The following is an 18,718-nucleotide window of genomic DNA, read 5'->3' as shown; positions in this document are numbered from 1 at the left end:
GACGCTTTCGGCGTGGGTATTATGCGCCCTGAAGGACAGCCGGGCTCTGCGAAGGCCGAGCGAAACACCAGACCAGCAGCGCCCCCGCCACTATGGGTGCGATAAAGCCCGCAGCAGCCACAACGTTCAGGCCCACAATTGCTGCAGCCAGTCCAGCTGCCGCGGTCGCGCAGACGCGAACCGCCGTCGAACCCGGTATGAGCCGTGCAAACGGCAACACGAGCGCGACGCCGAGCAGAAGTCCCGCAGCCACGGTCAGCGGCCACTGGACCGGATGCCCGGCGCCGGCCAGCTGGGCCGCTGACTCCGTGGCGAGGCCAGCGCTCGCCAGCACCGCCGACCCCGTAAGGACCCGGCCGAAACGCGGAACGAGGACCATGCCCAGGGCCAGGACTACCGGAATGGCGTTGAGGGCACCGGCGGCCAGACCCAGGTTCATGGCTTCCGTTGAATTCCCTGCCAGGGACGTGCCGCTGCCAAACAGGGCGAACCAGGCGCTCAGCAGCCCAATGAGGAGGGTGGCCGCCGCGATCCCGGCTACGGAGGTCCGCACGGCGCGGGATACCGGAACCGGTTCGGGCCGTGCCGCCACGGGGTGAAGGAGATCCTGCGAATTACTGCCCCGGACTGCACCCTCCGTGCGGTGCGCGTCCGGTCCATGGCTCTCCTTGGCCTGGCTCTCCCTGGCCTGGCCTTCGTTGTCCTGGCCTTCCTTGTCCTGGCCTGACCGAAGCGCGAGGAAGAGTACTGCAGCGGCGGCGAGCGGTCCGGCGGGAAGCACCGTGACATAAAGGAGTCCCAGCGCGAGCGCCGCCACGGCCGCGAGCAGGACAATCTTTGCAGTGCGGGCGTAGTCGGATCGAAGCCGCAGCAGGCAACTTACAGGAGGGATGAGGGCTGCCGTTCCGGCGATCCATGCTGCGCCGCCGAGCGGCACGGATGAGGCTTCGAACCAGGTGAACACTCCGCCGGCATCCGCGACCGCAAAACCGGCTGACCAGCTGGCCAGTGCCAGGGCAGCCAGCGCCAGGGCAGGAATTGTCAGCACCGCGGTGACCAACGCCGCCGGAGCGGATATTCCGCCGGAACGGAACCACAGCACCAGGACGGCGAAGGTCAAGGCGAGCGGGCCGAGGAACACCGAAGCGATGAGCTGGAAGACTTCAGCGCCGGGCCAGAACAGTGCGCCGCTCATGACGAGGATCGTGGAGGCGAGGAAGGCTGCCAAGGCCACGGCTGCGCATACCGGCGCCCAGGAGGGCCCCGCGTGCCCGCCCAGACGTTCAGCACGTTGCGACCATGCTTCGGAGAATGACAGAAAAGGATCGCCCATGGCGCTGAACATACCTGCGGCTAGGTAGTTTGGAAAGGAACACCCCACGATGGGGCGGGCGAGAGAGCAGGCAGAAGATGGACATTGAGCAGTCTCAGGCAAAGGCGCAGACCGAAGCTGCTCCCGGCTCGAAGTGGCAGGACCGGATGGACTCGGTCGGCAGGAGCCGCCGGCGAACGGCCCTGGCGATGATTGCCCTCGCCGTGCTCAGCGCCGGACTCTGGTGGGGCTGGTTCGGGTGGGACACCCAGCGGGACATTGATCCGGTAACCGGTTCGTCGTCCGGGCCGTATGAGTGGTGGCAGGTCCGGTCCTGCCTTATTTCCTGGGCGTTCCTCGCCTGGCTCGGCACGGAGGTGCTGAAGCCGTCCGCCGTCATCCTGATCATGCCTGCGGCGTTCACGGCGTCATGGATCCTGAGCGCTGCACTGACGGATGACTCCGGGCTGTGGGCAATCGGAGCGGTGCTTGTCGCCGTCGGGACCCTTGCCGGGAATGCCCTCTTCGTCGGGCTGCTGCATCTCCTGTTCCGGTGGAGGAGGAAGCCCGCCCTTCCGCCTGCCGGGTAAGCGGGTGCCCTGACGGGTAAGCGGCGCCGGTGCTGCTTCTGCCTGGCGGGTGCTGTCCAATGGCCGGCTCTGCTATATGGCCCTGCGGGCCCTGCGCCTGTGTGGCTGAGGCTGTCGAACCGCCGGCCCTGCCAGATGACGGTGCGTGGTGGGGGGTGCTGCCGAACGGCCGGGGTCGCCAGATGGCCCTGCCAGGAGGCCGTCCCTGCCAAGTGGCCAGCGTTGCGGCGGGTGCTGCAAATGGCCCGGGTGGTTTTCCTGCTCTTTGTGTTTTTCCCTGCCGTTTGGGGACATTCCTGACACGGCGCCGCGCAGGGAAGTCCCAAACCGGCAGGGATGTCTCACAACGGAGGGAATACAGGCCTTCTCAGGTCCCAACATGGCAGGGATGTCCCGCAACGGAGGGAAATGCTGCTGGGCCGGTGCCCAAACCGCAGGGGTGTCCCATTTCGCAGGGAAACGGACAAGGCTTGGCCGGTTGCGGAGGGCAGCCCTCTAGGGCTGGCGCCAAAATCGGCAGGGGTGTCCCACAGAGGAGGGAAATATGACTGAGCCGGTGCAAAACAGCGGTGATGTCCCGCAGCACATGAAACAACGACCGACCGCACTGCCGGACCAGGACGCTCGACTTTGGGATACGTCTGGTGCCGGACACAACCCGCCGCTACGGTGACGGCATGTCCAGCCGCGGAGCTACCGAACAGCGACTGCGAGACCTGGCCGTCCTCCGCCGGGTACGGGACCGGATCGACCGGGAATACGCGCAGCCGCTCAACGTCGACGCGCTCGCACGCGATGCCCACATGTCCTCCGGCCACCTGAGCCGCGAGTTCAAGCGGGCTTTTGGCGAAGCACCCTATTCCTATCTGATGACCCGTCGGATCGAACGGGCCATGGCGCTGCTGCGCCGCGGGGACCTGTCCGTCACCGAGGTGTGTTTCGCCGTCGGCTGTTCCTCGCTTGGTACCTTCAGCACCCGCTTCACCGAACTGGTTGGCGTCCCGCCGAGCACCTATCGTCGCGAGCAGGCGGACGCAACCAAAGGCATTCCGTCCTGCGTGGCAAAAAACGTGTCCAAGCCGGTCAGGAATCGAGAAGCGCACGCCGCGGAACGGTAGCTAGCGTTGCCCGTATGAACCTGAACATCCAGAACAGTTTCCTGCCTCAGACCGATCCGGACGAGTCGCTCGCCTTCTACCGTGACGCCTTAGGCTTCGAGGTGCGGAACGACGTCGGCTACGAGGGAATGCGGTGGATCACCGTGGGCCCGCCGGACCAGCCGGAAGTCTCCGTGGTGCTCTATCCGCCGACGGCGGACCCGGCAATAACGGACGAAGAGTCCCGCATGATCGCCGAGATGATGGCCAAGGGGACTTTTGCCACCCTGGTCCTGTCCTCCTCCGACGTCGATGCGGCCTTCGACAGCGTGATGTCCGCCGGCGCCGAGGTGATCCAGGAACCCACCGATCAGCCCTACGGCATCCGCGACTGTGCCTTCCGCGACCCAGCCGGCAACCAGATCCGCATTAACGGCGTCTAAGCACTCGCCAGGCAGCCGCCCACCATGGCTGCGGCGGCACGGTACGGTCAGGCAGCTGCGCGCTGGGTGGGTCCTTCAGGCACCGCGCCGGCACCCCAGTGCCGGGACCCGTAGGCTGGAGGGGTGCGCAAAGAAACCCTGTGGGAAGCCAAAAAACGCCAGAACCCGGAGCATTCAGCCTGGTACATCGAACGCTTCGAAAAGATGCGCGAGGACGGCGCCGATCTGGCCGGTGAAGCCCGGTTGGTGGACGCGATGCTGCCGCGCGGAGCCAGGATCCTCGACGCCGGATGCGGCCCGGGCCGTGTGGGCGGAGAACTCGCGCGGCGGGGACACGACGTCGTCGGTGTAGACGTTGACCCGGAACTGATTGCCGCCGCGAAGAAGGACTTCCCGGACCTGCCCTGGTTCACCATGGACCTCACCGAGCTGGACCTGCCCGCGCAGGGAATCTCCGAGCCGTTCGACCTCATCGTCAGCGCCGGAAACGTCATGGCGTTCCTGGCTCCGGGCACCGCGCCGGACGCCCTGGAACACATGAAGCAGCATCTGGCGCCAAACGGGCGGATCGTCGTCGGCTTCGGTGCCGGACGCGGCTACGACTTCGGCACGTTCTTCGAAGATGCTTCCTCCGTAGGCCTGACGGTGCAGCAGAAGTTCTCCACGTGGGACCTGCGCCCGTTCGACGTTGAATCCGACTTCCTGGTCGCTGTGCTGGGCCGTCGCTGACTTCCGGCTGGCTCTATCTTCCGGTTGCCGCAGGCTCGGAATGGGATCCGGCCGAACGGCGAGCAGCCGGCTCATCCTTCGGGGAGTTAACGCTCTTATGAGCCGAACGCCCGCGACCCTCGGGGAGATAACGCTGTCAAGGGACGGTATCTCCCCGAAGGATGGCACGAGACCCCTCTAAACGACGCCAACTCCCCGAAGGATGGCGCGAGACCCCTCTAAACGACGCCAACTCCCCGAAGGATGGCGCGAGACCCCTCTGAAGCCGGACGGTTGCAGCGGGAGAATCCCCGAAGCCTCCGTCCAGCGAAGGCCGGCAGCTAATTCCGAGGTGCCCTGCCACCCGAGTCCCCGCAGCGACTGCCTTTTGGGCTCCTTCCCGTCGAGAGGGCAGTTACGGCTCTTTTGCGGCCTCATTAGAGCCGTAAGTGCCCTCTCGATGAGTTGTGGCCGCAGCAGCGGGAGCCGGCGGAACCGGAGGAATAACCGCACCGGTCACCGGATCCGTTGCCGGCTTGGCCGGCGCATCCTCGTCCTTGAGCTGGCGCACCTCGGACTTGAAAATCCGCAGCGACTGGCCGACGCTGCGCGCCAGGCCGGGAAGCTTGGGGGCGCCGAAGAGAAGAATCGCCAGAACGACGATGATGACGATGTGCCAGCCTTCAAGCCTCATGAGCAGGTGCCTTTCATAGCGTTGGTCAGGGAAAAAACTGCCGACGGGCCGTGCAGTGCCCGGAACAGGGCCTGGTTCCGGTCCCGCAGGGTGCGCCGGCTGGCCGCTGAGTCCGGGCAGCTCAGCTCGAAGCCGTGGTAGGCGCCGGGATAGACCAGCAGCTCAGTGGACACGCCATCCTGCAGCAGCCGCATGGCGAAGGAAATGTCCTCATCCCGGAACAGGTCCAGTTCACCGGTCTGAATGAGGACTGGCGGCAGGCCGGAAAGATCCGCTGCCAACATGGGCACTGCGTACGGGGACGCGTGGGCCGCAGGGGATCCTGCCAGATAGCAGTCCCAGGCGAACTCGCTGTGCGTCCGGTTCCAGGTGGGAATCCCCGCGAACTCCCGGGCTGACCCCGAGGTATGGGTCGGATCCAGCATGGGGTACATCAGGTACAGGAAAGCCAGCGGAGGTCCGGACCGGTCACGGTTCAGCAGCGCCAGCCCGGCAGCCAGTCCACCGCCGGCGCTTGAACCGGCAACCGCCACGCGCTGCGGGTCCATGCCGAGTTCGGCTGCGGAAGCAAACAGCCATTCCAGGCCGGCGAGGGCATCTTCCAAGGGCACGGGAAACGGGTGCTCGGGAGCCAGCCGGTAGTCCACCGCCACCACCACGGCATCGATGCTGGAACACAGGGAAGCGCAGTACGCCGTATCCAGCTCAACGCTGCCGGCAATCATTCCGCCGCCATGCAGCCAGTACACCGCCGGATGCGGACCCGGACCGGCGGGTGTGAAGACCCGAAGGGCCAGCCCGCCGTGGACTGTGTCCCGGATCTGCACGTCCGCAGGATCCACGGCGACAGGAGGTGGTGCCTGGTTCCGGAAATCCGCCAGTTCCGCCCGCGTTACCGGTGGAGGATAGGTCTCCGAATAGGCCAGCCCGGGCAGCAGCTCGGGGTCCACGCGGTCCCGAAACGGTTTCACGGAAGACTTCACGGTGCCAGCGCGTCCGCGAACCAGCCGGTGATGGTGGCCGGGTGCGTAATAGCAGTACCCACAACGACGGCGAACGCTCCGGCATCCAGCGCAGCCCGCCCCTGTGCAGGGGTATGGATGCGGCCTTCGGCGATCAGCGGCAGTCCGAGGTCCAAGGATGCGATTTCGGCGAGCAGCTCCAGATCCGGCCCGTCCGTTTTTGGCCGTTCCCCGGTGTATCCGGCGAGCGTGGTGCCGAGAATGTCCGCACTTGCCTCCGCGGCTGCAACGGCGTCGGCTGCTGATCCGCAGTCGGCCATCACCAGCGCGGGGGAGCCCTTGTGCACCCCGGTGATGGTTTCCGCCAGGGACAGTCCGTCCGGACGTTCCCGCCGGGTGCCGTCCAGCGCCACGATGTGTGCGCCCGCTCCCGCGCAGGCCAGGGCGTGGTGCAGGGTGGGAGTGATGAAGACGCCGTCGTGCCCGTCCTTCCACAGCCCGATCACCGGAACTTCGACGGCGGAACGCACCCGGGCGATATCGCTGAGGCCCTGCACCCGCACAGCTGCGGCGCCGCCGATCACAGCGGACTGGGCCACCTGGGCAGTAGTGCGCGGATCCCGCATCGGTTCGCCGGGGTAGGCCTGGCAGGAAACGATCAGGGAGTTGCGGAGGGTTTCGAGATTAAGCATGGGAGCCTTCCGTAGCGGGGATCAGCGCCAGGGCCCGGCGGGCGGCGCCGCGGATGGCTGCGGTCTCGCCAAGCTGCGCGGGAACGATCTTTAGGCCGGACAGTGGAGGCAGCAGCTCCGCGCGGGCCTGGTTTTCCATGGCGTCCCACCAGAGCGGACCGGCAAAGGCCAAGCCGCCGCCAACCACCACGATGTGCGGATCCAGGACGTTGGCCAGCCCGCCGATCGCAGAACCGGCCGCCGCGGCACCGCGGCGCAGTGCCTCGGCAGCCGCCGGGTCGCCGTCGGCCGCCAGGGCATAGACGCCGCGGGTGTCCACGGCGGTGCTGCCGCCGAGGCGGGTGTACAGCGCGAAGATGCCCGGGCCGGACGCGACAGCCTCCACGTGCCCGGCGCCGCCGCAGCTGCAGGGCAGCGGCTGCCCAGACTCGACGGCGAACGGCGAGGCGAGGTGCCCCGTGTGCCCGGCCGCGAAGGACGCGCCTTCCAGCGGCTGGCCGTCCAGCACGTAACTGCCGCCAACGCCGGTGCCCATGCCCATAAACAGGACACTCGGAACACCGGCACCGGCGCCGAGCCAACTCTCGCCCAGGGCGTGGGCGTGGACGTCATTCAGAACCGTGGCGGGCAGGCCGGTGCGTACGGTGAGCTCGGCAGCCAGGGCTGTCCCGGCCCAGCCCCGGATTGAATCCGTGGCGGAGAGCACGACGCCGCGGGCTGAGTCGATCACGCCGGCGGAGCCGACGCCCAGGGCATCCACGTGCAGGCCGCGGCTCTCCGCCTCGGCCTGCAGCGAAGCCACCAGCCCGGCGGCAGCCTGCAGGACCTTGCCCGCACCGGCCTGCGACGGCGTCGGTACCGCGGAGGAGAACACAACGTTCCCGGCGCCGTCGACAATTCCGCCCGCGGTCTTGGTGCCGCCCAGGTCGATCCCGAGAACATGACGCATGGGAATCAGAGCAGTCCGCTGCGTTCGAGGATGCTGCGGATTGCTGCGGTCTCGGCCTCGTTCAGGGCCGCCATGGGAGCGGACATCACGTTGGTATCGATGACGCCGAGCAGCATGAGGGCGGTCTTGAAGGCACCGAGGCCGGCTGCGCCGGGGGAGACCCGGCCGGGGGTGGGCGTGTAGACGATGTCGAAGAGGCCAGCCAGCCGGTCCTGGACACGTGCGGCTTCGGCATAGTTGCCGGCTTTGGCGGCCGAGTACAGGGCGGCGTAGCCGGCCGGATCCACGTTGCCCAGACCCGGGACCACGCCGTGCGCGCCCCCGAGCAGCGCGCCGTCGACCACTACTTCGTGTCCCGTGAAGACGGCGAAGTCCGGTAGCCCGCGGGTGGCGAGCAGCAGCTGGCGGAAGGACACGTCGTCACCGGAGGAGTCCTTCACCCCGGCGAGCACGCCGTCCTGCGCCAGCTGCACCAGCAGCGGCAGCGGCAGTTTGTAGTGCGTGCGGACCGGGACGTCGTAGGCGAACAGCGGTACGTCAAAGGCGGCGTGCAGGGCCCGGAAGTGGGTATCGGTTTCGGCCATGTCGGAGATGGCGTAGAACTGCGACGTCGCCACGATGGCATCTGCGCCCAGCCCGATCAGGCGACGTCCTTCTTCGATGACGCGGGGCGTGGTCTGCTCGCAGGCACCTGCGATCACCGGGACTTCACCGGCGTTGACGCCGGCAACGGTGCGGATGACGACGTCGCGCTCCTCCGTGGTGAGGTAGGGAACCTCACCGGAGGAACCGAGGATGAACAGGCCCGTGACCCCGCCGTCGAGCAGGTATTTGGTCAGCTTCTCCAATGACGCCGTGTCAACGGCGCCGTCTGCCGTGCGGGGCGTGACGACCGGCGGGATAACGCCGTGGAAGCTGGGCTTGGGTGCGTGTGACAAGTAGTTCTCCAGTGCTTGGTTCTTGTTCTAGACGTGCAAAAGGCTGGGTGCTGCTCCGAGCAGGCTCTTGGTGTAGTCGGCGGTGGGCCGGTCAAAGACCTCCGACGCCGGTCCTTCCTCGACGATGCGCCCGTAGTACATAACGCAGATACGGTCGGAGACGTAGCGGACGGTCTGGATGTCGTGGGAAATGAAGACCATGCCCAGGTTCAGTTCCCGCTTCAGGTCAGAGAGCAGGTTCAGGACCTGTGCGCGGACCGAAACGTCCAGGGCCGACGTCGGCTCATCGGCCACGATCACGGACGGGTCCAGGGCCAGGGCACGGGCAATGGCCACGCGCTGGCGCTGGCCGCCGGAAACCTGGTGCGGGGTGACTTCCGCGGCGGACTGCGGCAGGCCCACCAGGCCCAGGAGCTCCTTGACCCGGGCCAGGCGGGAGGTCTGGTTGCCGATGCCGTGGACCTGCAGCGGGTCGGTGAGGATGTCCTGGATGGTCATGCGCGGGTTCAGGGCGGTGGCCGGGTCCTGGAAGACGACGCCGACGGCGCGGCCGAAGGTTTTCTTGGACGAGGAGGCCCGGGTGCTGACCTTATTGCCGTGGAAGAGGACCTCGCCCGCAGTGGGCTCCTGCAAACCGACCAGCACGGACGCCAGGGTGGACTTGCCGCAGCCGGATTCACCGACGATGCCCACGGTCTCGCCGCGGCGCACGGTGAAGTCCACGCCATCCACGGCCTTGACGATGTTGGGCCGGAACAGGGAGCCGGTGCGGGCACGGTGGTGGACCTTGATGCCCTTCAGCTCCAGGACGGGTGCGGTGCTGTTCTCGGCGCTCATGCTTCCTGCCTTCCGCTGGTGCCGGATTCCACGAGTTCCGCGGAGGCCGTTTCATGGCTGGCCCAGTAGTGCGTGCCGTCGCCCACCTGGACGAATTCAAGGACCTGGTTCGGATCGGCGTCGGGCCGCAGCGACCGTTCGGCGAAGCGGTCACCCGAAGCGAAGTCCCGGGGCGAGGGAACGGTGCCCTGGATCTGGTGCAGGCGTTCGGCACCGGCCTCGATGGACAGCACCGCGCCGAGCAGGCCGCGGGTGTATTCGTGCCGGGGGTCCTGCAGCAGGTCCGAGACGTCGCCGGATTCAACCACCTGCCCGGCGTACATCACCGTGACGCGGTGCGCCAGGGACGCCACCAGCGCCAGGTCGTGGCTGACGAACACCATGGCGAAGCCAAGCTGCTCACGCAGTTCGTTCAGCAGGTCCACCACCTGTTTCTGCACGGTCACGTCCAGCGCTGTTGTCGGTTCATCCGCCACCACGATCTTCGGCGAACGGGAGAGCGCCATGGCAATGAGCACGCGCTGGCGCTGGCCGCCGGAGAGCTCATGCGGGTAGCTCTTGAGCGTGCGGTCCGGGTCAAGCTTCACCAGTTCCAGCAGTTCGCGCGGGCTCTTGCGTCCGCCGCGGCGGGTGAGCTGGGCCATCTGGTCCTTGATGAGCATGGACGGGTTCAGGGAGCTGAGGGCGTCCTGGTAGACCATGGCGATCTGCTCGCCGCGCAGGCCCTTGTAGAGCCGGTCGCGTTCCTTCGGAACGTTGGTAAGCAGCTCCTTGCCGTTGAACCGGATGGAACCGGTGAGTTCGGCGGTGCGGGGGAGCAGGCCCATGATGGCAAGCGACGTGATGGACTTGCCGCAGCCGGATTCGCCGACCAGGCCCATGGTCTCGCCTTCGCGGACGGTGAAGCTGACCCGGTCCACAATGGCGGTGTCGCCGTAACGCTCCGGGAAGCGGATGGAGAGGTCCTTCACTTCCAGGATGACGGGGGCGTCCGCTGCCACTGCCGGCAGCCGGTCGGTGCGGCTGGCTTCGACGGCGGCGAGCCGTTCCAGCTCCACGGCAAGGGCTGCCAGGGAACCTGGTTTGTGGACGTTCGCGCCCACGGAAGGTGCGCCGGCGCCGGCATCCGGAGCGGCGCCGTCGTGCTCCGTCAGCGAGGTGCCGGCAGCATCCAGGGTGGAAGGCTGGGCAGCGGTGGCGACGGCGCCGGCGGCGGCGGGAGCCGGCGTGCGCGGCTTACGGCTCCGCGGGTTCACCATGGCGTCCGTGAGCCCTTCCGCCAGGATGTTCAGTGCCAGGACGGTGAGCAGGATGGTGATGCCGCCGAAGGTGGTGGGCCACCAGGCGCCGCTGAAGACCACGTTGCGGCCGTCCGCCATGACGTTGCCCCAGGAGGCTGCGGGCTGTTGCACGCCGGCGCCCAGGAAGGAGAGGGACGCCTCCAGGATGATCGCGTCGGCGACCATCACGGTGGCGAAGACCAGTACCGGGGCGGCGCAGTTGCGGGCAATGTGCTTGAGCAGGATGTACGTGCGGCCGGCGCCGATCACGCGTTCGGCGCGGACGTAGTCCTCGCCGTACTGGGCCAGCACGTTGGCGCGGACCACGCGGGCCAGCTGCGGCGTGTAGACAATGGCGATCGCCAGGATCAGCACCGGAACGGTGGAGCCGAACAGGTTCAGCGAGTGGTCCCGCAGCGCGAACAGCAGTGCGGCTGCCAGCGCGATGCCGGGGAAGGCCATCAGGATGTCCAGGATGCGCATCACCGTCTCGCTGACGGCCTTGCGGGAGGTGGCGGCGATGGCGCCGAGGACGGATCCGAGGATCAGCGCCAGCGCGACGGCGCCGAGGCCGATCGCGATGGAGACGCGGGCGCCGTAGAGCATGCGGGAGAAGACGTCATAGCTGGAGCCGTCGGTGCCGAAGAGGTGTTCGCCGCCGGGCGCCAGCACGGGCGCGCTGGATTCGTTCTCGCCGAACGGGGCGAAGAACGGCCCCACGATGGCGACCAGGACAATGAAGGCCAGGAACGCCAGGGCCAGCTTGGAACTGAGGTTCAGGGCGGTGAAGCGGGCTCCGGTGCTGCTGAGCCGCTCGGCCAGTGAATTGCGCATGGTTACACCGTCCGGATTCGGGGGTTGATGGCCAGGTAGAGCAGGTCAACCACAATGTTGACCAGGACGAAAGCGACGGCGATGGTGAGCACCGCGCCCTGCACCAGGTTGGTGTCCGACGTCGTCAGGCCCACCACTATCAGGTCGCCCATGCCGTTGAGGCTGAAGATTTTTTCGATGACGACGGCGCCGCCGAGCAGATAGCCGACGCGCAGTCCCAGCACGGTAACCGGGGTGACCAGGGCATTGCGGAGCACGTTGCGGGCTACCACGGTGCGGTAGGGGACGCCGTTGCCGATGGCGGTGCGGACGTAGTCGCGGTCCAGTTCCTCCACCATGGAGGTGCGCACCACGCGGATCAGGGAGGCGGAGACCGGAATGCCCAGGGCCAGGGCCGGCAGGGCCATGGAATACAGCCAGCCGACGAAGCCGTACTGGTCTGCCCAGGCCAGGCCGCCGGTGGGGAAGATGGAGCCTTCGGGCAGGGCGAACCACTGGATCAGCAGGATCGCGAGCCAGAAGGACGGGGTGGCGATCGCGGCGATGGAGAAGACGCGGATGGCCTGGTCCGGCCAGCGGTCGCGGTACAGGGCCGCGGTGATGCCGAGGGTCAGGGCCAGCACCACGGCGAGCAGGATGCCCAGGAAGGTCAGTTGCAGGGTGACCGGGAACGCCGAGGCGATCTTGGTGGCCACGGATTCCTCGGGCGGGTTGGTGACGCCGAAGTCGAGGCGGATCACGCCGCCCAGGTAGCGGAAGAACTGGACCACCAGGGATTCGTTGAGCCCGCGTTCCTCACGCCAGGCGTCCTTGGCCTCTTCGGTGGCGTTCTCGCCCAGGACAGCGGTGGCCCGGTCAGCGGGGACGACCGAGAGCACGATGAAGACCATCACCGTGACGCCCAGCAGCATGATCGGCAGGGCAGCAAGCCGGCGCCCAAGCAGGCGGATAAACATTGTCACTCAAGAACTCCAATGTGCGGGAAAAACCGGCGGGACGCCCGGGGAGGCGTCCCGCCGAGTGCGTGCTGCTTATTTGCGCCCGACGCCGACGAAGGAGACGCCGGTGGTGGGCAGCGGCGCGAAGCCGTCCAGTGCGTTGCTGTCCCAGGCGGTGGGAAGCTTGCGGTGGAACAGCGGGTACAGCGGAACTTCTTCGGAGACAATGTCCACCACGGAGGCGTGGACCGGCTTGGCTTCCTCGGGCGAGAGCTTCACGGCTTCATCCAGCTTTGCCTGCACGTCGGCGTACTCAGGCGTGGTGTTCCAGCCGGCGCGGTTCTCCATCCAGGTGGCGCCGCGGTAGAACCAGCTGAGCAGGATGTCGCCGTCGTTGCCGAAGACCGAGGGGTCACCCGGGGCGCAAAGCACATCGAAGTTCTTTCCGCCCACCTTTTCCGGCGCGTAGACCGCGGCGGACTGGAGGATTTCCAGGGTGGTGGTGACGCCGATTGCGTCCCAGTATTCCTTGATCAGCGGGACCACGCGGGTGACCCAGCCGGTGTCGGTGGAGGTCAGGGTGATGGTGATGTTCTCCATGCCGGCCTCCTTGAGGAGGGACTTCGCCTTCTCAGCGTCGTAGCCGTAGACGCCGGCGGCTTCGGTGTAGGAGGGGTGGCCCTTCTGGAAGTAGGACGTCGCGGCGGCCGCGTTGCCGAGCAGCGCCTTGGTGATCACGGCGTCGGTATCGATGGCGTAGTGCAGGGCCTGGCGGACGCGCTTGTCGGTGAACTTGGCGCAGTTGAACATCAGGAACAGCAGGCCGAAGGACTGGACGGATTCAACGTCCACCTTGGTGGCGAGCTGGTCCACGTCCAGGTAGGGAACATCCTCGATGGCCTGCGTGCGGGAAGGCACGGAGGCCACGCGGGCGGCCGGATCTGCGAGCAGCAGCCAGGTCATGTCCGCGACGCGTGCCGGGTACTTGCCGTTGTAGCCGTCGAACTTCTTGAAGACGATCCGGTCTTCCTTGACGGCGGAGACCAGGCTGTACGGGCCGGAACCGACCGGCTTGAGGTCGAAGCCTGCGGGGTCCGCGGTGACCACGGCCTTCGGCACGATCTTGATGACGGAGATCCGGGGGCTGAAACCGGGGAAGGGGTACTTGAGCTTGAACTCGACGGTGGAATCGTCCTTGGCGCTGACGGAGTCGATGAAGGGGATGAATCCGGCGAACAGGGACTGGTTGGCCGGATCCAGCACGCGCTCGAAGGAGAACACCACGTCTTCAGTGGTGACCGGATCCCCGTTGTGGAACGTGGCGCCGTCGCGGAGCTTCACTTCCCAGGTGGTGTCATCGACGTTGGTGGGCTCTGCTGCAGCCAGGGCGAGGTACGGTTCGCGGGTGGCGGGGTGCAGCTCGGTCAGGCCTTCGAAGATGTGCAGGTTGGCAGCCTGCGGCGTTGCTCCCGTGGAGATCATCGGGTCAAAGCCGGTGGAGAGCTGGTAGGAAATGCCGGCTTCGATGGAGCCGGTGCCCTCAGCTGCGGCAGCGCTGCCGGCCGGGGCGGGGCTACCGCCGGGGCTGCAGGCAGAAAGGGTGCCCGCAAAAGCTGCGGCGGCACCCATCACGCCGGCAAGCTTCAGGAAATTACGGCGGCTCGAGTCGTTCAGCAGGCCGCTGGTGTCAAGAGAATTGTTCATCTGTTGCCTCGCCATCCATGTCACTTATCGGACGTAGGATGTCCGATGCTTGTTCCGAGAACTGTAAGGTTCCTCACAGCTGGCCGTCAAGAGACTCAAGACACACTTTTGAAAGGCCTGTTCTAAAGATAGGACATCCTATAACCTGTGGTGGACACCCAGCTGTCCGCTCCAGCCGTACTGCCCATTCCGCCGTCCCAGGAGGACCCATGAGCCTGCCCCACGCTTCACTGCCGCCGGCGCGGTTCAGCGCCCAGAACCGCTCACGGGCGCTGCAGGCCGAAATCATGGAACTGATCCTCGAGCGCGATCTGGAAGCCGGCGACGCGCTGCCCACCGAAGCTGAACTGGTCGCCGCGCTGGGGATCGGCCGCAACACCCTGCGTGAAGCACTTAAGGTACTCCAGGCACTGGGCGTGGTGGAGATCCGCCACGGCTTCGGTATGTTCGTGGCGCCGGCGAACTTCGATGCCCTGGCGGACGGGCTGACTTTCCGCGGCCGTCTCTCCCTGCGCCACGAAGGTAAGGAAGCCCTGCAGCTGGTGGACGTCCGGCAGGCACTCGAAGCGGGCCTGATCGGTGAGGCCATGGACCTCTGGACGCCGGAGCACCTTGCTGAAATCGAAGCAACCGTCCAGGAAATGGAAGCAGCGGCGGCCGCCGGGAACTCGTTCACCGAGGTGGATGAGAGGTTCCACTACCAGCTCTTCGAACCGCTGGGAAATGAGCTGCTCTCGAATCTGATGTCCGTTTTCTGGAAGGTCTACAGCAAGATTCACCTTGAGCTGGGCGGGGATCCGCTGGTCAATCTGGTGGAGAATGCGGCAGTGCACCGCGGGATCCTCGAAGCGGTCAAGGCGGGGGACAAGGAGCTGGCGTCCGAACGGCTTCGGCGCCACTTTGACGGTATCCGGGAGCAGCTGGCCAAGCTGCCGGTTGCTCCATGAGCGCCGCTGCCGTGAAACATCCTGCAGCTCCACTGCTGCGCGTGCTGGAGCCGGCGGGAATCGGACCGGCTGCCTCCCAGTTGGTGCTGGACGTCCTGGCCTCCCGGCAGTCACCGGTAATCGGTGTGGCCACGGGGTCCTCGCCGTCCCCCCTCTACCAGGCGCTGGCCCTCAGCGGTGCCGACTTCGGCCACGCCGCCTGGTTCGCCCTGGACGAATACGTGGGGCTGCCGCCGGGACATCCGGAGAGCTATGCGGAAGTCCTCCGCCGCGAAATCATCGAACCCCTGGGCCTGGATCCCCGAGCGGTCCATCTGCCGGACCCGCACAGCGGAGACCTGCAGGCAGCCTGCGCCGCTTATGAGGAACAGATTGCCGCTGCCGGAGGCATCGACCTGCAGATCCTGGGCATCGGGCGCAACGGGCACCTGGCCTTTAATGAACCCGGCGGCGCCCTGGATTCCAGGACCCGGGTGGAGGCCTTGACCGAGGACACCCGGGAGGCCAACCGCCGGTTCTTCGATTCGCTGGAAGCCGTGCCGACGCACTGCCTGACCCAGGGACTGGGCACGATCCTCGGTGCCGGCCAGCTGCTCCTCATCGCGCAGGGCGAGGACAAGGCTGAGGCGCTGCGTGCAGCCCTGAAGGGTCCCGTCAGCCGGGACTGCCCGGCATCCGTCCTGCAGCTGCACGGCCGGGTCACTGTCCTGGCCGACGCCGCCGCGGCCGCACTCCTGTAGGGAAGGACTCCTCATGGCCCCTGGAAATCCCGTTCCGGTCCCTGCCGATCAACCGGCAGGCCACGAGACACGGTTCGTGCTCCGCGGAGCGGCGGTGGTCGGCGCGCGCACGGTTCCGGACACCGCTGTGGTGGTCGACGGCGGCGTGGTCACCTACGCCGGTCCCTCCAGCGCCCTGGAGCCGCGCTCGGGAGACGCTGTCGTCGAGCTCCCCGACGGCGAGGTGATGATCCCCGGACTGGTGGACCTGCACTGCCACGGAGCCTACGGCGTCGACTTTTCCCGGGCTGATGCCCCCGCGGTCCGGGACGCTGCCGCGAAGCTGCATGCTGACGGAACAACTACGGTGGTTGCCAGCCTGGTGACCGACGCTCCGGAGGCGCTGCTGCAGCAGTTGGCGCTGCTGGCAGGCCTGGCAGAAGAAGGCCTGGTTGCCGGAATCCACCTGGAAGGACCGTTCCTGGCCGCAGCGCGATGCGGTGCACAGGATCCGCGCTGGCTGCGGGACCCTGACCTCGGCCTGGCCCGCGAACTCATTGCCGCCGGCCGGGGACAGCTGCGGACCATGACCTATGCCCCGGAACTGCCCGGAGCTGACGCCCTGGTGGAACTGCTGGCGGGGAACGGCGTTATCCCTTCCCTCGGGCATACCGCCTCGCCGGCAGGCCGGGCCGGCGATTCCCTGGCGCTGTCCCGGCGGCTCCTCGCGTCGTCTGCCCTTGGTATGGAGGCTGCGCGGCCCACTGTCACACATCTTTTCAACGGGATGGACCCGATGCACCACCGGGCGCCCGGTGCCGTTGCTGGCTGCCTGCGGGCCGCGAAAGCGGGTGCTGCGGCTGTGGAGCTCATCGCCGACAACACCCATCTGGACCCGTACCTGGTCGCGTCGATGTTCGAGCTCCTGGGAGCCGGGAACATTGCCCTGGTTACCGACTCCATGGCTGCCGCCGGTCTGAGCGACGGTCAGTACCGGCTCGGCCCGGCCGAGGTGACGGTAAGCGGCGGTGTCGCCCGGCTGGCTTCGACCGGCTCCATTGCCGGCGGAACCGCTGCCATGCTGGACCTCGTCCGCAACGCTGTGGGCGCCGGGGTTTCCCTGGCCGACGCCGTCACCTCCGCTGCAGCTGTGCCCGCCGGCGTGCTCGGCCGGGGGGATGTGGGCAGGCTTGCAGCCGGAGGCGCTGCAGACCTTGTGGTGGTGGGACCGGACCTCGAGCGTGTCAGGGTGCTGCGCCGGGGCCAGTGGCTCTGATCTGAGCAGTCCCGAGGAGGGCCAAGCCGGGGTCCACTGGCAGGCGGCCCCGGGGATTAAGTCAGGCGTTCCGTAAGGTGCACTGTCACGGTGTCGCCGATGTCCTTGCCGAGCTTCTTCCGGAGCTTGGCGCTGATGGAGAGCATGTGGCCGCCCTGTCCGGTGGGCATGAGGCCTCCGCGGATGGGCTCATCATCGACGGTGGCCGCGACTTTGACGGTCTTCCCGGTGCCAAAGAACTTGGCCGACCCCGGCATCTCCACGCAGGACCAGATATCTCCCTTCACCTGCACCCCGATGGGCGCGGTGAAGGTGTGGTCGAGCGGGCCCGGGACTTCTGCCATGGTGTTCTCCTTGTCGGTGCCGGCAGCGCTGCCGGCCCTGTCACCCTATCGGTTTCGGCAGGGGAGAGGAACGGTAAACGGCGCGCCGCCCGGCCTTGTGCAGTGCTGCTGGGGACGCGGGGGAAACGGCAGCTTAAACGGCGGAGGCCCGGCCCAGGTGCCATAAGCACCTGCTGCCGGACCGCCGTCGTACGTTGTGCTACTTCTTGGCCGGAACCAGTTCCGGGTGGTGGATGGCGGCAACCTGCGGGTGGGCGCGCAGCCAGCCCTTCAGGACGTTGGCGCCGTAGGAAGCGAGCATCGGGTTCTGCGGGTCATCGGAGATACCGCGGGACTGGGCTGCCAAGGCCGGCGGCAGCTGCACCGGGTCAATGACCGAATCCAGGCGCGGGGACCAGAAGAACGGAATGGCATAGCGGTCGACGCCGGCGGGCGGGGCCTGCACGCGGTGGATGGTCGCGGACAGGTAGCCCTGGGTGGCGACCTCGAGCATCTCGCCGAGGTTCACGACCAGCGCGCCGGGGATCGGTTCGACGGGGAGCCATTCGTCGGATTCGTGCGGCTTGACCTCCAGGCCACCCACCTCGTCCTGCAGCAGCAGGGTGACAAAACCGTAGTCGGCATGGGAGCCAACGCCCTGGGTCCCGGCTTCCTTGACGACGCCGCCCACGTAGTGGATCAGCTTGGCCATCCAGGCCGGGGTGCCCTCGAACGGCTCGGTGAAGTGGTCCTCCGGCAGTTCCAGCGAAACGGAGATGGCAGACAGCAGTTCGGCGCCGACCTCGCTCATGAGCTCGGCCCACTCCATGGAGGTCTGCCGCAGTTCCGGCAGGACGGTGTCCGGGAAGAGGTTGGGTCCCTGCACCAGCCAGTACGGCTGGTCTGCGGGGTAGTCGGCGACGGGCTCGCGCTCCGGGCCGAAGTCGACCTGCTCGCGGGCATCGGGGCGGCCCTGGGTCAGCTCAGTGCCCAGGCGGGTATAGCCGCGGAAGTGCGGGGACTTGCGGTTGTCCAGCTCCAGGCGGTCTTCGAGCGGAAGGTCAAAGAAACGCTTGGTGACATCGAAGAGGTCCTTGACGCGTTCTTCGCCTGCGCCGTAGCCGACCAGCTGGAAGAACCCGATCTTATGGGTGGCTTCACGCAGCTTGTCGATGAACTCGGAGTTGAAGGTGCCGTCTGCATTGCGGGCAGTGCTGAGGTCCAGGACCGGGATCGATGTGGGGTTATCGCTCATTCCGGAAACGTAGCACCGTGGCCTGTCAACTAGGAACCAAATGTTACGCAACACGGCGTCATGAGGCTTCTGGCCTGCGGGTTTATGGTTCTGCGTTGGGGTGTGTGCGTAACATTCGAGGGCCTCCGTGCCTCCGTGCCTCCGTGCCTCCGTGCCTCCGTGCCTCCGTGCCTCCGTGCCTCCGTGCCTCCGTGCCTCCGTGCCTCCGTGCCTCCGTGCC

General features: G+C 67.1%; 19 protein-coding genes. 7 read left to right on the top strand and 12 right to left on the bottom strand.

The features are described 5' to 3' along the window. Positions 1-19: 19 nt before the first annotated feature. A complete protein-coding gene (locus TVB01_RS12490) occupies positions 20-1,333 on the bottom strand; it encodes a hypothetical protein (RefSeq protein WP_422456233.1) in 1,314 nt (437 codons plus the stop codon). A gap of 77 nt (positions 1,334-1,410) precedes the next feature. On the opposite strand from TVB01_RS12490, the gene TVB01_RS12485 reads away from it, so the two are divergent. The 4 genes from TVB01_RS12485 to TVB01_RS12470 all read left to right on the top strand — a co-directional run bounded on the left by TVB01_RS12485 (position 1,411) and on the right by TVB01_RS12470 (position 4,171). Continuing rightward, on the top strand, positions 1,411-1,902 hold the full coding sequence (locus TVB01_RS12485) for a hypothetical protein (RefSeq protein ID WP_055240695.1): 492 nt from the start codon (positions 1,411-1,413) through the stop codon (positions 1,900-1,902). A gap of 677 nt (positions 1,903-2,579) precedes the next feature. After that, the gene (locus TVB01_RS12480) at positions 2,580-3,020 is read left to right on the top strand and encodes a helix-turn-helix transcriptional regulator (protein ID WP_055242095.1); all 441 of its coding nucleotides are present in this window, start codon (positions 2,580-2,582) and stop codon (positions 3,018-3,020) included. A 14-nt stretch (positions 3,021-3,034) separates the two neighbouring features. After that, a complete protein-coding gene (locus TVB01_RS12475; protein ID WP_154580004.1) occupies positions 3,035-3,442 on the top strand; it encodes a VOC family protein in 408 nt (135 codons plus the stop codon). A 123-nt stretch (positions 3,443-3,565) separates the two neighbouring features. Beyond that, positions 3,566-4,171, top strand: coding sequence for a class I SAM-dependent methyltransferase (locus TVB01_RS12470; RefSeq protein WP_404321086.1), 606 nt, complete (start codon positions 3,566-3,568; stop codon positions 4,169-4,171). Positions 4,172-4,565: 394 nt separating this feature from the next. Here the strand turns inward: TVB01_RS12470 and tatA are convergent, their stop codons facing one another. The 9 genes from tatA to TVB01_RS12425 form a co-directional block, all read right to left on the bottom strand. Continuing rightward, complete coding sequence (gene tatA / locus TVB01_RS12465; protein WP_055243124.1) at positions 4,566-4,844, bottom strand: Sec-independent protein translocase subunit TatA; 279 nt, start codon at positions 4,842-4,844, stop codon at positions 4,566-4,568. Then, positions 4,841-5,815 (bottom strand): alpha/beta hydrolase, encoded by a 975-nt coding sequence (locus TVB01_RS12460; protein WP_422456232.1) that lies wholly within the window; start codon positions 5,813-5,815, stop codon positions 4,841-4,843. The genes tatA and TVB01_RS12460 overlap by 4 nt, the downstream gene beginning before the upstream one ends. Before the next feature lie 8 nt (positions 5,816-5,823). Beyond that, positions 5,824-6,498, bottom strand: coding sequence for an N-acetylmannosamine-6-phosphate 2-epimerase (locus TVB01_RS12455; RefSeq protein ID WP_422456231.1), 675 nt, complete (start codon positions 6,496-6,498; stop codon positions 5,824-5,826). Next, a complete protein-coding gene (locus tag TVB01_RS12450; RefSeq protein ID WP_422456229.1) occupies positions 6,491-7,447 on the bottom strand; it encodes an ROK family protein in 957 nt (318 codons plus the stop codon). Before TVB01_RS12450 ends, TVB01_RS12455 begins: the two co-directional genes overlap by 8 nt. 5 nt (positions 7,448-7,452) lie before the next feature. Next, positions 7,453-8,385 (bottom strand): dihydrodipicolinate synthase family protein, encoded by a 933-nt coding sequence (locus TVB01_RS12445; RefSeq protein WP_422456228.1) that lies wholly within the window; start codon positions 8,383-8,385, stop codon positions 7,453-7,455. A 27-nt stretch (positions 8,386-8,412) separates the two neighbouring features. Continuing rightward, positions 8,413-9,222: an ATP-binding cassette domain-containing protein gene (locus tag TVB01_RS12440; protein ID WP_422456227.1), complete on the bottom strand. Its 810-nt coding sequence runs from the start codon at positions 9,220-9,222 to the stop codon at positions 8,413-8,415. Then, the gene (locus tag TVB01_RS12435; RefSeq protein WP_422456226.1) at positions 9,219-11,336 is read right to left on the bottom strand and encodes a dipeptide/oligopeptide/nickel ABC transporter permease/ATP-binding protein; all 2,118 of its coding nucleotides are present in this window, start codon (positions 11,334-11,336) and stop codon (positions 9,219-9,221) included. The genes TVB01_RS12440 and TVB01_RS12435 overlap by 4 nt, the downstream gene beginning before the upstream one ends. A 2-nt stretch (positions 11,337-11,338) precedes the next feature. Then, positions 11,339-12,298: an ABC transporter permease gene (locus TVB01_RS12430; RefSeq protein WP_422456225.1), complete on the bottom strand. Its 960-nt coding sequence runs from the start codon at positions 12,296-12,298 to the stop codon at positions 11,339-11,341. Positions 12,299-12,367: 69 nt separating this feature from the next. Next, positions 12,368-13,978, bottom strand: a complete 1,611-nt coding sequence (locus TVB01_RS12425; RefSeq protein WP_422456224.1) for an ABC transporter substrate-binding protein — start codon at positions 13,976-13,978, stop codon at positions 12,368-12,370. Between the two features lie 209 nt (positions 13,979-14,187). Between TVB01_RS12425 and TVB01_RS12420 the strand changes: the two genes are divergently transcribed. From TVB01_RS12420 to TVB01_RS12410, 3 genes are read left to right on the top strand one after another with little or no spacing between them, the layout of a single operon-like run. Beyond that, a complete protein-coding gene (locus TVB01_RS12420) occupies positions 14,188-14,925 on the top strand; it encodes a FadR/GntR family transcriptional regulator (protein ID WP_422456223.1) in 738 nt (245 codons plus the stop codon). After that, positions 14,922-15,665: a glucosamine-6-phosphate deaminase gene (locus TVB01_RS12415; protein ID WP_422456222.1), complete on the top strand. Its 744-nt coding sequence runs from the start codon at positions 14,922-14,924 to the stop codon at positions 15,663-15,665. Before TVB01_RS12420 ends, TVB01_RS12415 begins: the two co-directional genes overlap by 4 nt. A gap of 13 nt (positions 15,666-15,678) precedes the next feature. Beyond that, on the top strand, positions 15,679-16,920 hold the full coding sequence (locus tag TVB01_RS12410; RefSeq protein ID WP_422456221.1) for an N-acetylglucosamine-6-phosphate deacetylase: 1,242 nt from the start codon (positions 15,679-15,681) through the stop codon (positions 16,918-16,920). 56 nt (positions 16,921-16,976) lie between these two features. Here TVB01_RS12410 and TVB01_RS12405 read toward each other — a convergent pair whose 3' ends face one another. Both TVB01_RS12405 and TVB01_RS12400 read right to left on the bottom strand, forming a co-directional pair. Next, positions 16,977-17,264: a DUF1905 domain-containing protein gene (locus TVB01_RS12405; protein ID WP_227896287.1), complete on the bottom strand. Its 288-nt coding sequence runs from the start codon at positions 17,262-17,264 to the stop codon at positions 16,977-16,979. A gap of 199 nt (positions 17,265-17,463) precedes the next feature. Continuing rightward, a complete protein-coding gene (locus tag TVB01_RS12400; protein WP_422456220.1) occupies positions 17,464-18,498 on the bottom strand; it encodes an isopenicillin N synthase family dioxygenase in 1,035 nt (344 codons plus the stop codon). Positions 18,499-18,718 lie beyond the last annotated feature (220 nt).

Origin of the sequence: Arthrobacter sp. 7Tela_A1 (assembly GCF_049311065.1) — a bacterium.
GTDB lineage: Bacteria > Actinomycetota > Actinomycetes > Actinomycetales > Micrococcaceae > Arthrobacter_B.
The sequence above is the reverse complement of the archived record's forward strand: the minus strand, read 5'-3'. Positions and strand labels throughout refer to the sequence as shown.